Source organism: Streptomyces virginiae (assembly GCF_041432505.1).
GTDB classification, from domain to species: domain Bacteria; phylum Actinomycetota; class Actinomycetes; order Streptomycetales; family Streptomycetaceae; genus Streptomyces; species Streptomyces virginiae_A.
The window spans coordinates 5,016,540-5,029,586 of sequence record NZ_CP107871.1; the positions used below are offsets into that span (position 1 = coordinate 5,016,540).

14 protein-coding genes are annotated in these 13,047 nt (G+C 72.6%); 9 read left to right on the plus strand and 5 right to left on the minus strand.

The window, feature by feature from the left end; all coding sequences use genetic code 11:
• Nucleotides 1–482 precede the first annotated feature (482 nt).
• Nucleotides 483–1,247 (minus strand): SDR family NAD(P)-dependent oxidoreductase, encoded by a 765-nt coding sequence (locus OG624_RS23385; protein ID WP_033224119.1) that lies wholly within the window; start codon nt 1,245–1,247, stop codon nt 483–485.
• Between the two features lie 248 nt (nt 1,248–1,495).
• On the opposite strand from OG624_RS23385, the gene OG624_RS23390 reads away from it, so the two are divergent.
• Entirely contained in the window at nt 1,496–1,975 is a 480-nt protein-coding gene (locus OG624_RS23390) for a hypothetical protein (RefSeq protein WP_371639806.1), read from the plus strand.
• A gap of 53 nt (nt 1,976–2,028) precedes the next feature.
• Here OG624_RS23390 and OG624_RS23395 read toward each other — a convergent pair whose 3' ends face one another.
• Both OG624_RS23395 and OG624_RS23400 read right to left on the minus strand, forming a co-directional pair.
• Nucleotides 2,029–2,757, minus strand: coding sequence for a Mut7-C RNAse domain-containing protein (locus OG624_RS23395; RefSeq protein ID WP_161295326.1), 729 nt, complete (start codon nt 2,755–2,757; stop codon nt 2,029–2,031).
• Nucleotides 2,758–2,798: 41 nt separating this feature from the next.
• Nucleotides 2,799–3,215, minus strand: coding sequence for a winged helix-turn-helix transcriptional regulator (locus tag OG624_RS23400; protein WP_033224122.1), 417 nt, complete (start codon nt 3,213–3,215; stop codon nt 2,799–2,801).
• 155 nt (nt 3,216–3,370) lie between these two features.
• Between OG624_RS23400 and OG624_RS23405 the strand changes: the two genes are divergently transcribed.
• Nucleotides 3,371–4,267 (plus strand): NADP-dependent oxidoreductase, encoded by an 897-nt coding sequence (locus OG624_RS23405; RefSeq protein ID WP_033224216.1) that lies wholly within the window; start codon nt 3,371–3,373, stop codon nt 4,265–4,267.
• Here the strand turns inward: OG624_RS23405 and OG624_RS23410 are convergent.
• Entirely contained in the window at nt 4,251–4,892 is a 642-nt protein-coding gene (locus OG624_RS23410; RefSeq protein WP_033224123.1) for a GNAT family N-acetyltransferase, read from the minus strand. The two genes, OG624_RS23405 and OG624_RS23410, sit on opposite strands and share 17 nt — an antisense overlap.
• A gap of 416 nt (nt 4,893–5,308) precedes the next feature.
• On the opposite strand from OG624_RS23410, the gene OG624_RS23415 reads away from it, so the two are divergent.
• From OG624_RS23415 to OG624_RS23435, 5 genes are all read left to right on the plus strand, one after another.
• The gene (locus tag OG624_RS23415; protein WP_158711913.1) at nt 5,309–5,692 is read left to right on the plus strand and encodes a peptidase inhibitor family I36 protein; all 384 of its coding nucleotides are present in this window, start codon (nt 5,309–5,311) and stop codon (nt 5,690–5,692) included.
• 71 nt (nt 5,693–5,763) lie between these two features.
• On the plus strand, nt 5,764–6,708 hold the full coding sequence (locus OG624_RS23420; RefSeq protein WP_158711914.1) for a hypothetical protein: 945 nt from the start codon (nt 5,764–5,766) through the stop codon (nt 6,706–6,708).
• Nucleotides 6,709–6,715: 7 nt separating this feature from the next.
• On the plus strand, nt 6,716–8,263 hold the full coding sequence (locus OG624_RS23425) for a peptidoglycan-binding domain-containing protein (protein WP_266352914.1): 1,548 nt from the start codon (nt 6,716–6,718) through the stop codon (nt 8,261–8,263).
• Nucleotides 8,256–8,936: an ABC transporter ATP-binding protein gene (locus OG624_RS23430; protein WP_033224125.1), complete on the plus strand. Its 681-nt coding sequence runs from the start codon at nt 8,256–8,258 to the stop codon at nt 8,934–8,936. The genes OG624_RS23425 and OG624_RS23430 overlap by 8 nt, the downstream gene beginning before the upstream one ends.
• Nucleotides 8,937–8,970: 34 nt before the next feature.
• A complete protein-coding gene (locus tag OG624_RS23435; RefSeq protein WP_033224126.1) occupies nt 8,971–10,182 on the plus strand; it encodes an ABC transporter permease in 1,212 nt (403 codons plus the stop codon).
• Nucleotides 10,183–10,257: 75 nt separating this feature from the next.
• On the opposite strand, the gene OG624_RS23440 is transcribed toward OG624_RS23435, so the two are convergent.
• Nucleotides 10,258–10,857: a hypothetical protein gene (locus OG624_RS23440; protein WP_078851388.1), complete on the minus strand. Its 600-nt coding sequence runs from the start codon at nt 10,855–10,857 to the stop codon at nt 10,258–10,260.
• Nucleotides 10,858–10,990: 133 nt separating this feature from the next.
• Between OG624_RS23440 and hemL the strand changes: the two genes are divergently transcribed.
• Both hemL and OG624_RS23450 read left to right on the plus strand, forming a co-directional pair.
• Nucleotides 10,991–12,313, plus strand: a complete 1,323-nt coding sequence (hemL, locus tag OG624_RS23445) for a glutamate-1-semialdehyde 2,1-aminomutase (protein WP_266442880.1) — start codon at nt 10,991–10,993, stop codon at nt 12,311–12,313.
• Entirely contained in the window at nt 12,310–13,008 is a 699-nt protein-coding gene (locus tag OG624_RS23450) for a histidine phosphatase family protein (RefSeq protein ID WP_030722499.1), read from the plus strand. Before hemL ends, OG624_RS23450 begins: the two co-directional genes overlap by 4 nt.
• The last annotated feature ends 39 nt before the right edge of the window (nt 13,009–13,047 follow it).

Genomic DNA, 13,047 nt, shown 5'->3' on the forward strand with positions numbered 1-13,047 from the left:
GACGTGTACGGGGCGTACGACTCGTGCGCCGCCGCCTGATCCCACAGCTGCGGCGCTGCCTGCGTGAGCTGTGCACGCTGCGGCTGGGCGATCGACGGGAGCTGGGGCAGCTGAGGGAGTCGCGGAAGCTCGGGCAGCTGAGGCAGCTGGGCGATCCGCGGGGTGCTGCCCCGCACGCCGGCGTCAGCGGCGTGAGCGCTTCCCGCGCCAAGGGTGGCCAGACATGCCACCGCCGCAGTAGCGATCATGACCTGTTGGAGCTTGTGCATGAATACTTACCCTCCGTGCCTGGCTTTCGTGCGTGCGCGATTACCCGGTGCAAGTAGTCGGTCGCTCTAAGTAGACACGGGGGCGTACTTCAGGCCTGTCAGGTGGGACGCGTCGTCACTCCCATCACCCATTCGTCCTCCCCGCCCCGTCCCGCAGGCCGCCGGGCTGAAGCCGGCGGCCCTCATGTCGCACCAGAAGGCGGCGGGAGTGCTCTAGAGCTCGCGGTGGACCTTGGTGTTCGAGGCCTGGGCGCGGGGGCGGACCACCAGGAGGTCGATGTTGACGTGGCTGGGGCGGGTGACCGCCCAGGTGATGGTGTCGGCCACGTCGTCGGCGGACAGGGGATCCGCGACGCCCGCGTAGACCTTCTCCGCCTTCTCCGCGTCGCCGCGGAAGCGGGTCTTCGCGAATTCCTCGGTCTTGACCATGCCGGGGGCGATCTCGATGACGCGCACCGGCTGGCCGACGATCTCCAGGCGCAGGGTCTCGGCGAGGACGCGGGCGCCGTTCTTGGCGGCGACGTAGCCGGCGCCGCCCTCGTAGGTGGAGTGGCCGGCGGTGGAGGAGAGGACCACGACCGTGCCGTCGCCGGAGGCGGTGAGGGCGGGGAGCAGGGCCTGGGTGACGTGGAGCGTGCCGATGACGTTGACCTCGTACATCGTGCGCCAGTCGGCGGGGTCGCCGGTGGCGACGGGCTCGGCTCCGATGGCGCCGCCCGCGTTGTTGACGAGCACGTCGCAGCGGTCGAGGGAGGCCGCGAAGGCGTCGACGGCGGTGCGGTCGGTGACGTCGAGGGCGTAGGCGGTGGCCTGGTGGCCGGCCTCGGTGAGCTCGGCGGCGAGGGCCTCGATGCGGTCCTTGCGGCGGGCGGTGAGGACGACGTGGTAGCCGGCTGCGGCGAGCTGCCGGGCGGTGGCCGCGCCGATGCCGCTGCTCGCGCCGGTGACTACGGCGGTTCGGGTGGCGGCCGTGCTCATGTGCGGGCTCCTCGGTCGTTCGGTCGTTCGTACGGACGATTACCCGCCAGCATAGGCGCGGCTCGGCGGCCGCGCGGCGCCGATCCGGGCCGTCCCCGGTGTGCGCGGGCGCCCTGCCGGTCCGGGAGGGTGAGCGGCATGGCTCGTAGGTGCGCAAGGCAGATGGGGGTGGGCGCGCCCTCGTTCGTGTGATGGTCCGACCGGCCGGGAGTGCGGGTGGCTAGCCTCCGCGCGAGGAGGTGGTGTCGGTGCGCCGTGGTGCCGTACGAAGTGTGGTGGTGGCGGGTTTGCTGGCGCTCGGCGCGGGTGTCCCCGGGTCGGCCCAGGCGTCGGTGGCGGACGGGCCGGAGGCCGATGTGGCCTACCACGGCCGGGTGGCCCTGTCGGGGGCGCGGCTGCGGATCTGGCTGGTGCCGGAGAACGACGGGCCGGCCGCGCTGCCGAACGCGACGCTGCGGGTGCGGCTGTCGGCCGACCTCGCGGACCGGCAGCGGCTGTCGGAGGGCTGTGCGCGGGCGGGTTCGCGCGAGGTGGTGTGCGAGACGGGCCCCCTGCCGCTGCACGGGCGGGGCCGGCACGTCGCGCTGCTGCTGGAGCTGCGGGAGCCGGCCCCGGAAGTGGCGGTGCGGGTCGACACGTGGTGGAACGGCGGTGCGACGGACCGGAACCACACCAACAACGAGCACGTGGTGCTGGCGCTGGACACGGGCGACACGTACGCCTTCTAGCGCGCCCGGCGCCCGCCGTCCGGGCGCGCCCGGGGTCCGCGCGGGCCCGCCTGCTAGGCCGTGCCGAACTCCACGAGGGCCTCGTCGACGATGCGTTCCAGGCGGGCGTGGTGGGCGCCGCGCCAGTAGACGCGCTCGCACTCGGTGCACTGCGCGAACACGTCGTAGGAGCGGTGCGTGCCGTCCTCCAGGCGGTCGCCGACGCTCTCCTTGTCGGCCTCGTGGAGCGGGCCGTTGCAGGCGGTGCAGCGGGTCCAGGGCGCGAGGGTGGGTGCGAAGCGGCCCAGTACGTCGCGCAGTTGCTCGTCGGGGTTGTCGCTGTAGATGTACGCGCCGGCGAACAGTTCGCGGCGGCGCAGCAGGCCGCGGTCGCGGGAGAGCAGGACGCGTCGCTCGGCGGCGGAGCGGGTGGCGAGGGCGGGGTCGCCGATGTCCTCGTTCTCGTAGGCGGCGTCGACGCCGAGCAGGCGCAGGCGGCGGGCGAGGGTGCCGAGGTGGACGTCGAGGAGGAAGCGGAGGGGGGCGCCGGGGACCTGTTGGGGTCGTTCGACGCCGAACACCTCGACGTTCTGGCCGTCCTGGGGGACGTAGGAGACGGGTACCTCGTGGCCGTCGACGAGGAGGCGGCCGACCTCGGTGAGCGGGACGCCGGCCGATTCGACGACGTGGCCGAGGCTGGAGGCGCCGTCGGTGGCGGTCGGTACGCGGTCGGCGCGCCGGCTGGGCGGGGCGAAGAGGCGTAGTTCGGGGGCGAGGGTGAGCTGAATGCCGGGTCCGTTCACCCGCTCAGCATGCCATTGCCGAGGTGGTCGGTGCGGCCGAATTACGCCTCCGCGGTGGCGCGGTCGTAGGTGTCGCGGTGGGCGCTGACCTCGTCGAAGTGGTTCTCGGCCCAGAGCTTCACGGAGGACAGGAGGCAGCCGAGGCTGCTGCCGAGGTCGGTGAGCCGGTAGTCGACGCGGACGGGGACGGTGGGGGTGACGGTGCGGGTGACGAGGCCGTCGCGTTCGAGGGAGCGCAGGGTCTGGGTGAGCATCTTCTGGCTGACGCCGGGGATCCTGCGGCCGAGGTCGCTGTAGCGCAGGGTGCGGTTCTCGGCCTGGCCGAGGGCGCTGACGATGAGGCCGACCCACTTGTCGCTGATGCGGGCGAGGAGTTGGCCGGTGGGGCATTCCTTGAGGAAGGCGTCGTAGGCGGAACGTGCTTCCTCGCGGCGGGCCGCGGCGGTGCTGGTGGCCATGGGTGCCCCCACTTCCGGGTCGGGTACGCACCTTCGAGTGCGTACTTACGAAAAGAGAGTACCTCTCCCTAGGTTAGTGCTCATCGAGAACGCGCGAACGAACGAGCGAACGCGCGAATCGGCGAACGGGAGAGACGAAGATGAGCGAGCAGACGATGTCGGCGGCCGTGGTGAGCGAGTTCGGCGGTCCGGAGCAGGTCGTACTGGCCGAGGTTCCGGTGCCCCGCCCTGCGGCCGGCCAGCTGCGTGTCAAGGTCACCGCCGCCGGGCTCAACCCGGTGGACGGCGGGGTCCGTTCCGGGATCTTCGGCGGCGCCGGGCAGCGCCTGGGCCTCGGCTGGGACGTGTCCGGGGAGATCGACGAGATCGGCGCCGACGTGACCGGCCGGCGCGCCGGCGAGCGGGTCGTGGGCCTGCACCACGGGACGGTGAAGCCGCTGGGCAGCCACGCGCAGTACGTGGTGCTCGACGCCTCCGCGGTCGCGTCCGCCCCGACCACCGTGGACGCGGTGACCGCGGCCGGGCTCCCGCTCGCCGGCCTCACCGCCGCCCGCGCCGTGGACCTGCTGGAGCTCGCCCCCGGCTCCTCGGTGCTGATCACCGGAGCCGCGGGCGTCGTCGGGGCCCTGGCCGTCCAGCTCGCCGTGCGGGCCGGGCTGGTGGTGACGGCGCTGGCGGGCGCCGAGGACGAGGAGTTCGTACGGTCCCTGGGCGCGACCGGGTTCGTCCCGCGCGGCACGGCTCCGGTCGGGCCCGTGGACGGGGTCCTGGACGCGGCGGTGCTCGGCGAGGTCGCGCTGGGCTCCGTACGGGACGGCGGGGTCTACGTGGGGCTGATCCCGCACCACGCCCCGGCCGCGGAGCGCGGTGTCCGGGTCGTGGAGCAGGAGGTCGCGGCGGACGGGGCGCACCTGGCCCGGCTGGTGGATCTGGTCGACGCGGGCGCGCTGACGCTCCGGGTCGCCGACACCTTCCCGCTGGCGGAGGTCGCCGAGGCCCACGCCCGCCTGGAGGAGCCGGGGGTCCGCGGCCGCGTCATCCTGACGGTGTGAGCCCGTCCCGCGGGAGTTCCACCCGGTAGCGCCAGTCGCAGCTCGGGTGGGGCACTCCGGGCGGGTATTCGAAGTCGACGTCGCCCAGGTACTCGAACCCGGCCCGTCGGCACACCGCGTTGGACGCCGGGTGGTCGGTGCCGGGGAAGGCGTGGACGCTGTCGCGGGAGCCGTGGGCGCCGACGTACGCCAGGAGCTCCGTGAGCGCCGCCACGGCCAGCCCGTGACCCTGGAACTCGGGCAGGATGCCCCAGCCGGCCTCGTAGACCGGCTCGCCCTGCCACTCCCGCTCCCAGAAGCCGACGGATCCGACGCTCTCGGCGTGCTCCGGCTCGCCCCCGTGCACGGGCCCGCCCTCGCCCCCGCGCCCGCCCCCGGGCCCGCGTTCGCCGTCGTCGCCGGGGCCGTCGCCGCGGCTCTGGCCGGCGGGTGTCCACACCACGCGGAACATCCGGCCGGCGGCCGGCTCCCGCGCGCTCATCGCCTCGTAGCGCCGCTGCCGGTCGACGAGCTTCGCGGCCGGCTCGGGGCCGCCCAGGAACTGGGTCATGATCGGCTCGTTCTTGCGTTCCAGCAGCCAGAAGTCCCCGGCGGACCAGGGCTCCAGCCGTACGCGCGTCTCCATCGGGACAGCCTACGAAGGCGCGCCCCGCGCCTCCACGGGTTTCGGCCGCCCGGGCGTGGCGCACGTCACGAACACGCCGATTTTCAGGGCGTGTTCGAGGTTTATCCGGACCGCGAGGGTCCGGGCGACGCGGCCGCGTCGACGCTCCGTCGCTCCCGCCGGGCGCCCGTGGGGCTGACCTGCGTCGACCTCCGTTCCCGCAGGGGGTGACGGTGCGCCGGAATGATGGATTCGCGCACCGGACATTCATCCGTGAATGATCAATTCCAAACATCAACAGCCCCTTGGGTAAAGGCAATTGACCTTTTGTTTCCCGTGGACGTGGCCTAGCCTGATCTCAGCCGACCGGGGGGAAGGGCTTCGGCTGCCCTGCCCTCTCACTGCATCAGTCACCACCCGACGAGGGGGAGTCACGAGTGCTCAGTAAGAGGATTTCGGCCGGATTCATCGCGATGGCGGCCGTGGCCGGCGTCATCGCCGCGGCACCGTCCGCAGCGGCCGTGGACCGAACGTGTTACGACGGCAACTTCTGCATCTACAAGGACAGCAACTACAGCACCGGCAACTCGATGTACCGGACGAAGTACGAATCCGCCCGCTGGGACATCGACATGCCGGCCGTCTACGAGAACGACAGCTCCTGGTGGAACCGTCGCGGACAGTCGTCCAAGACGTACGGCGGACGCTGGATGACGTTGGGCGTGGAGATCTGCCTCGTCCCCGGTGGTTCCGTGAACTACTACTGGGACGCCAACGACGACGGCGCGAGCAACACCCTGAACGACGGCAGCAGCTGCTGATCACCGCCTGAAGGCCGGGCCGCCCCCGTCTCGCGGGGGCGGCCCGGCCGCACCTTCACGAGGACACGACATTGAAGAAGCGCACCCGGGGAATGACGGCGATCGCGGTGACGGTGCTGTTGGGCGCGGCCGTCTCGGCCTGCTCGGAGGAAGCCCCGCAGGACATGGAGACGGCCCGCAGGGCGCAGGCGGCGCTCGACAGCGCCAACGCGGCGCTGGACCAGGAGCGCGAGGCGGAGACCAAGCTGATCCGCAAGTGCATGAACGACAAGGGCTTCAAGGTCTTCCCGACGGGCGGCACCGCCACCGACACCGGCAAGAAGCGCGGCGAGGACCTCTCCCCGTCGGCCGAGACCGCCCGCACCGTGGGCTACGGGGCGGACCCGCGCAGGTCCGACAACCAGAAGTCCCCGGAGAACCTGGACGACTTCGACGCACTGCCCGAGGACGTCAAGCGGGCCCACAGCATGGCCATGGACGGGTACGTCGACAAGCCCGAGGGTGGCGTGGAATTCGACTTCGGCGGCGGCAAGGTCATGGTGCCGTCGAAAGGCTGCCGCGGTGAAACCCTCAAGGCCGTCTACGGGGACGTGAAGGAATACCTCCGGCTCAACTGGACGGTCTACAACAGCGTCAAGCAGAACGGCGCGAATATCCTCGCCGATGACGACGGATATCAGAAAGCGCTCTCCGAGTGGTCCTCCTGCATGAAGGCGGGCGGATATCCGCAGATCGCGACTCCGGAGAAGGCCCGGGAATCGGCACTCGCGCATTACGCGAACATCGCCGACGGTGACACCGCGGCGCTCGACAACGCGCAGCGTGCGGAGATCAAGCAGGCCACCACCGATGCCGAATGCGGCACGAAGGCCGGTCTCAACACGAAGGCGCGGGAGGCCAAGAGCCGTGCCTCGGCGGCCTCGTTGGTGAAGCACGAGGCGGAGATCACGGCGTGGCTGGAACTCATCACGAAGGCCAAGGGCAAGGCCCAGGATCTACTGCGAGAGACGTCCTAATACTGTCATGAGCCTCGAAGACCCCGATGAGACCCAGGTGGGCCGGCCGTCCGCCGGGCGGGCGACGGACGCGCGGCGCAGGTCCCGGCGGGGCCTGGTCGTCGCCGCCGTCGTCCTCGTGCTGTTCGGCAGCTCCGGCTCCGTCTGGTGGATCGCCTCCCAGGCCAGAACCCCGGAGCAGCGTGCCGCCGACGCCGCCGCGCCTCCGCCCTCCCAGATCACCGCGAAGGTGTCCGACCAGCAGCTCGTCGAGAGGATGGAGTTGACCGGGAAGGTCGAGACGGCCTCCCGCACCACCATCACCGGCGGCCGGCCGCAGGGCACCGACCGCGCGGTGGTGACGGCCCTGCCCGCGGCCGCGGGCAAGAGCCTCAAGGCCGGGGCCGTCGTCGCGGAGGTGTCGGGGCGGCCGGTCCTGCTGCTCCCGGGGCGCTTTCCCGCGTACCGGGACCTGAAGGCGGGCGACAAGGGGCCGGACGTGCAGCAACTCCAGCGCGCGCTGCAGCCGTTGTACGGGACGGCGGTGAACGGCACCTACGGCCCGGCCACCGTCGAGGCGGTGCGCAAGCTGTACGTGGCGGCCGGCTACGAGGCACCCGCAGGGCAGGGGCAGAGCACCACCGGGGGAGGCGGTTCCGCCGCCGGCACGGCCCGCACGGGCGGGGCGGCCGCGGCAGGCGGCACGGCGCCCCGGGGCGGCGCGGAGACCGACGGCGGCACCGGCACGGCCCCCGGCGGCGACGGCGGCAACGGCACGCAGGGCAGCGGCGGCTCGGGTGGGACCGGTGGCGCGAGCACGCCGCCGGCCGCCGGGCCGGCCAAGCCCGGTGAGGTGCTGCCGGCCGCGGAGGTCGCGTACGTCGGCACCCTGCCGGCCACGGTGGTGCAGGTGACCGCGGCGGTCGGGGACGCCGCCGACAAGCCGCTCCTCGTCCTCGGCAGCGGCGGCCGCCAGGTACGGGCCGTCCTCAGCGCGGACCAGCGCACGCGGCTGCGCGATCTGCCGGCCGACGCGGTCATCCGTTTCGGCACCGGCCCGTACGAGGGCCGGGAAGGCACCCTGGGCTCCCTCGACAGCCCCTCGGACGGGAAGAACGGGGACCAGCAGGGCGGCAAGAGCGGGGGACAGGACGGCGCGGCCACGGCCGGTACGGCGGGAGCGGGCCCGGCGGGCACCGCGGCCGGCAACGGCGGTGGCAACGGCTCCGGTGCCGAGGGCGGTCGGCACGAGGCGCTGTTCGTACCCACCGGCGCGGAGGCCAAGGAGGGTTCCACCCAGCAGATCGCCGTCGAACTCCGGCGCAGCCCCAAGGGCTCGCTGACCGTCCCGGTGTCGGCCGTCTGGACCGACCTCGGCGGCTCGTCCACGGTCACCGTCACCGAGGGCGGCAAGGAGCGGAACATCCCGGTCGAGGTGCTGTTCACCCACGAGGGCCTCAGCGCGGTCCACGCACTCGACGAGAACCTCGCCGCCGGCCAGACGGTCGTCCTCGTCCGCCGCGGCAGCCCCGCGGACAGCGGATCCGAGGACGGCTCGGGCGGTACCGATGGCTGAGGAGGAGCCGGCCCCCGTCATCGAGATGACCGGCATCGCGAAGACCTATCCGGGACCGTCGCCCGTGCACGCGCTGGCCGACGTCACGCTCGACATCCGGCCCGGCCGGCTGGCGGCCATCGTCGGCCCCTCGGGCTCCGGGAAGTCCACGCTGCTGAGCGTGCTCGGACTGCTCGACGTCCCGACCCGCGGCCGGTACCTGCTGCAGGGCCACGACACCACCGCCCTGTCCGAACGCGCCCGCACCGCCCTGCGGGCCTCCACGCTCGGCTTCGTCTTCCAGGCCTTCCACCTGGTCCCGCACCTGACCTGCGTACAGAACGTGGCCCTGCCGCTCGTGCACCTGGGCGTGCCGCGGGCCGAGCGGCGGCCGCAGGCGGTGCGGGCGTTGGAGTCCGTGGGGCTCGGGCACCGGCTCGACGTGAAGCCCACCACCCTCTCCGGCGGGGAACGGCAGCGCGTCGCGGTCGCGCGGGCCATCGTCCACCGGCCGGCGGTCGTGCTGTGCGACGAGCCGACCGGCAACCTGGACACCGCCAACTCGGCCCGCGTCATGGACCTGCTGACCGGACTGGTCGCGCAGGACCGGGCCGTGGTCGTGGTCACGCACGAACAGGACGTCGCGGCCAGGGCCGACCGCGTCTTCAAGGTGGTGGACGGCCGTGTCTCGTAGCCGTGCGAGGGGCAAGGCGCAGGCGCGGAAGTCAGTGCCGGGAAACCCCCGTACCTCGCCGGCGGATCTGCTGGTCCAGGCGTTCCTCGCGCTGTTCGGCCGACGGTTCCGCACGCTCCTCACCATGGTGGGCATCTCCGTGGGGCTGGCCGCCGCCCTCGCCACGCTCGGCATCACGGCGAGCGCGGCCGGTGCCGTCTCCGACCAGTTCGACGCCCTCAAGGCGACGCGGGTGACGGTCAAGTACCCGTCGGAGGCCGTCGCCGGGGTCCGGCCGCGCCCCGACGGCGGTGACAGCCGGCGCGTGCGCGAGCTCAACGGTGTCCGCAGCGCCGGGCTGGTCAGCAGGGCCGGCGAGCAGCCGGCCGTCTCGCGGCTGCCCGGTGGCAAGGAGAACGACCTGCCCGAGGGCACGGTGATGGCGGCGCAGCCCGAAGCGCTGCTGGCCATGTCGGCGGAGCTCACGCAGGGCCGCTGGTTCGACACGGGTCACGAGGCGCGGCGCGAGCGGGTGGCGCTGATCGACACGGCCGCCGCCTCCCGGCTGACCGTGGACGGCGGTGCGGCCAATTCCGTGATCCATGTCAACGGGGTCTCCTTCAGCGTGCTCGGCGTCTTCCGCGCCCCGACCGGCGACACGAACCTCACCGGCTCGGTCGTCGTCCCCTACTGGGCCGCGTCGCAGGATCCGGCGGGACTGAGCTTCGCCCCCGCGGAGATGATCATCCGTACGGAGCTGGGGGCCGCCGACCAGGTCGGTGAGGAGGCTCCCTTCGCGCTGGCCCCGGGCGCCCCGGACAAACTCGTCGCGCTGGTGCCGCCGGACCCCCGGTCGCTGCGTCAGGGCGTCGAGTCGCAGACCCGGGCCCTGTTCCTGGGCCTGGCCGCGGTCTCGCTCGGCGTGGGCGCGCTCGGTGTCAGCAACACCGCCTACGTGTCCGTGCTGGAGCGGCGCTCCGAGATCGGCCTGCGCCGGGCCCTGGGCGCCTCGAGGCGGGCGGTCGCCGGACAGTTCTGCATCGAGAGCGGCCTGGTGGGACTGGCCGGCGGGGTGGTGGGCACGGTGCTCGGCGTCCAGATCACGGCGGTGACCTGCCTGGCCAAGAACTGGCTGGTGGTCCTCGACCCCGTCCTCACCACCGCGGGCCCGCTGGTCGGCCTCGTCGTGGGCCTGGCCGCAGGGCTCTATCCGGCCCTGGCGGCCGCCCGCATCCTGCCCGCCGAAACACTGCGCGCGGGCGTCTAGAAGAGCGGGCGTCTAGAAGAGCGGGCGTCCGGAAGAAGGGGGCGGACCCTTCGGCGTGCTCGGCGTGTCCTGCGGTCAGGGCCAGACGAGGCAGTACGGCTGGTGCCCGGCCTCGTGGAGGCGGTGGCTGAAATCCTGCCATTCGTGGAGCAGCTGGTAGACGTTGAAGGCGTCGCTGGGGCCGCCGCGGTCCGGGACCGTGGACCAGATGAAGGCCGCCGCGCCCACCGATTCCTCGCCGATTCCGCGCAGCGGGTCGACCACGGTCATGGGGAGCTTGACCACCGCGTAGTCGGGGTGGAGGACGACCAGCTCCAGCGGGGGCACCTTGTGGAGGGGTATGCCTTCGATGCCGGTCAGGACCATCGCGGCCACCGTCTCCGGCTTGATCTTGGTGAAGAGGCCGCCCATGCCGAGCTCGTCGCCGCCGAGCTCCTCGGGGCGCATCGTGACCGGGACGCGGGCGGCGGTGGCGCCGTCGGGGGCGCCGAAGTACTTGTACGTCACTCCCATGCCGCGGCCTTTGGGCAGGTCGTCGGACGGGGACGTGGGTACGGGGACGGCGTCGGCCGCCTCCGTTCCGCGGCGGCGGTGCTTGCCCCGGCGGCGGGCCTCGCGGGCGCGCTGCGGATCGAGGCCGTCCGTTCCCTCGCCCGGTCCACCACCGCGTTGCATATCTCCACCCGACTGGTCTTGCTTGCCCCGGCCCCGCGGCCCCCGCCACGCAGCCTGATCATCATGGCAGTGACCTCCCCCGGTGCGACGCGGTGAAACGCCCGTCCGCAAGTCTGTCGCGGCCTCTGAGACCATGGCTCGTGTGAGCTACCCGTACCCGTATGAAGCCCCAGTTTCGCAGACGCTCTTCGAGCGCGCCTCCCTCGTGACCCCCGGCGGCGTGAACTCTCCCGTGCGCGCCTTCCGCGCCGTGGGCGGTACGCCCCGGTTCATGGTGTCCGGGACCGGTCCGTACCTCACCGACGCCGACGGTCGTGAGTATGTCGACCTCGTGTGCTCGTGGGGACCGATGATCCTCGGCCATTCGCACCCCGAGGTGATCGAGGCCGTCCAGGCGGCCGTCGCCCGTGGTACCTCCTTCGGTACGCCCGGTGAGGGAGAGGTGGCGCTCGCCGAGGAGATCGTCGCGCGCATCGAACCCGTGGAGCAGGTCCGCCTGGTCTCCTCCGGCACCGAGGCGACCATGTCGGCGATCCGGCTGGCCCGCGGCTTCACCGGTCGCGCCAAGGTCGTGAAGTTCGCCGGCTGCTACCACGGTCACGTGGACGCCCTGCTGGCCGCCGCCGGTTCCGGTTTGGCGACTTTCGCGCTTCCGGACACCCCCGGTGTGACGGGTGCGCAGGCCGGCGACACGATCGTCCTCCCCTACAACGACCTCGAAGCGGTCCGGGCCGCCTTCGCCGCGCACCCCGGTGAGATCGCCTGCGTGATCACCGAGGCCGCGCCCGGCAACATGGGTGTGGTGACCCCCGCCGACGGCTTCAACCAGGGGCTCGCGGACCTGTGCCGGGAGAACGGCGCGCTCTACATCTCCGACGAGGTCATGACCGGCTTCCGGACCTCCCGCGCCGGCTGGTACGGCGTCGACGGGGTCGAGCCCGACCTGATGACCTTCGGCAAGGTCATGGGTGGTGGCTTCCCCGCCGCGGCCTTCGGCGGCCGCGCCGATGTCATGGGTCACCTGGCCCCCGTCGGTCCCGTCTACCAGGCCGGCACGCTCTCCGGTAACCCGATCGCGACCGCCGCCGGTCTCGCGCAGCTGCGCCTGCTCGACGCGGCCGCGTACGAGAAGGTCGACGCGGTCTCGAAGGAGATCCAGGGCCTGGTCACCGGCGCGCTCACCAAGGAGGGCGTGGCGCACCGGCTGCAGACCGCGTCCAACATGTTCTCCGTCTTCTTCACCGAGGACGAGGTGCGCAACTACGACGACGCCAAGAAGCAGGAGAGCTTCCGCTTCAACGGGTTCTTCCACTCGATGCTGGCGCAGGGCGTGTACCTGCCGCCGTCCGCCTTCGAGTCCTGGTTCGTCTCCACCGCCCACGACGAGAAGGCGATCGAGCGCATCGCGGCGGCGCTGCCGGCCGCCGCCCGAGCCGCCGCGGAGGCCACCGCATGAGCAGCAGCGCCACGCCCGCCACCCCCGAGCTCACCGTCGTGCACCTGGTGCGCCACGGCGAGGTGCACAACCCCGACGGGGTGCTCTACGGGCGCCGTGACGGCTATCACCTGTCCGAGCTGGGCCGGCAGATGGCGGACCGGGTCGCGGACCACCTCAAGGGTCGCGACATCGCCTACGTGGTGTCCTCCCCGCTGGAGCGGGCGCAGGAGACGGCCGAGCCGATCGCCAAGGTCCACGGACTGGACCTGGCGACCGACGCGCGTCTGCTGGAGGCGGAGAACGTCTTCGAGGGCAAGACCTTCGGGGTCGGCGACGGCGCGCTGCGCAAGCCCGGCAACTGGAAGCACCTGACGAACCCGTTCAAGCCGTCGTGGGGCGAGCCCTACGTCGAGCAGGTGGTCCGGATGATGAGCGCGCTGGAGGCGGCGCGCGACGCGGCCCGCGGTCGGGAGGCGGTGGCGGTCAGCCACCAGCTGCCGATCTGGATCGTGCGCAGCTTCGCGGAGAAGCGTCGGCTGTGGCACGACCCGCGGCGCCGGCAGTGCACGTTGGCTTCGATGACCTCCTTCACCTTCCAGGGCGACAAGCTGGTGTCGGTGGGGTACAGCGAGCCGGCCCGGGATCTGGTGCCGGCTCACCTGCTGGCCGGGGCCAAGCCGGTGAAGGGCGCGTCCAAGGCGTTCGGCGCCTGACCCCTGTTCGATCGATCCGGGCCCGGCCGGTGCGGCCGG

Excerpts from the sequence above, each read along its gene's own strand:
- OG624_RS23425 (WP_266352914.1), top strand. The coding sequence starts at position 6,716 with ATGAGCCTCGAAGACCCCGATGAGACCCAGGTGGGCCGGCCGTCCGCC.
- hemL (WP_266442880.1), top strand. The coding sequence starts at position 10,991 with ATGGCTCGTGTGAGCTACCCGTACCCGTATGAAGCCCCAGTTTCGCAG.
- OG624_RS23440 (WP_078851388.1), bottom strand. The coding sequence starts at position 10,857 with ATGCAACGCGGTGGTGGACCGGGCGAGGGAACGGACGGCCTCGATCCG.
- OG624_RS23450 (WP_030722499.1), top strand. The coding sequence starts at position 12,310 with ATGAGCAGCAGCGCCACGCCCGCCACCCCCGAGCTCACCGTCGTGCAC.
- OG624_RS23405 (WP_033224216.1), top strand. The coding sequence starts at position 3,371 with ATGTCGGCGGCCGTGGTGAGCGAGTTCGGCGGTCCGGAGCAGGTCGTA.
- OG624_RS23385 (WP_033224119.1), bottom strand. The coding sequence starts at position 1,247 with ATGAGCACGGCCGCCACCCGAACCGCCGTAGTCACCGGCGCGAGCAGC.
- OG624_RS23410 (WP_033224123.1), bottom strand. The coding sequence starts at position 4,892 with ATGGAGACGCGCGTACGGCTGGAGCCCTGGTCCGCCGGGGACTTCTGG.
- OG624_RS23400 (WP_033224122.1), bottom strand. The coding sequence starts at position 3,215 with ATGGCCACCAGCACCGCCGCGGCCCGCCGCGAGGAAGCACGTTCCGCC.
- OG624_RS23430 (WP_033224125.1), top strand. The coding sequence starts at position 8,256 with ATGGCTGAGGAGGAGCCGGCCCCCGTCATCGAGATGACCGGCATCGCG.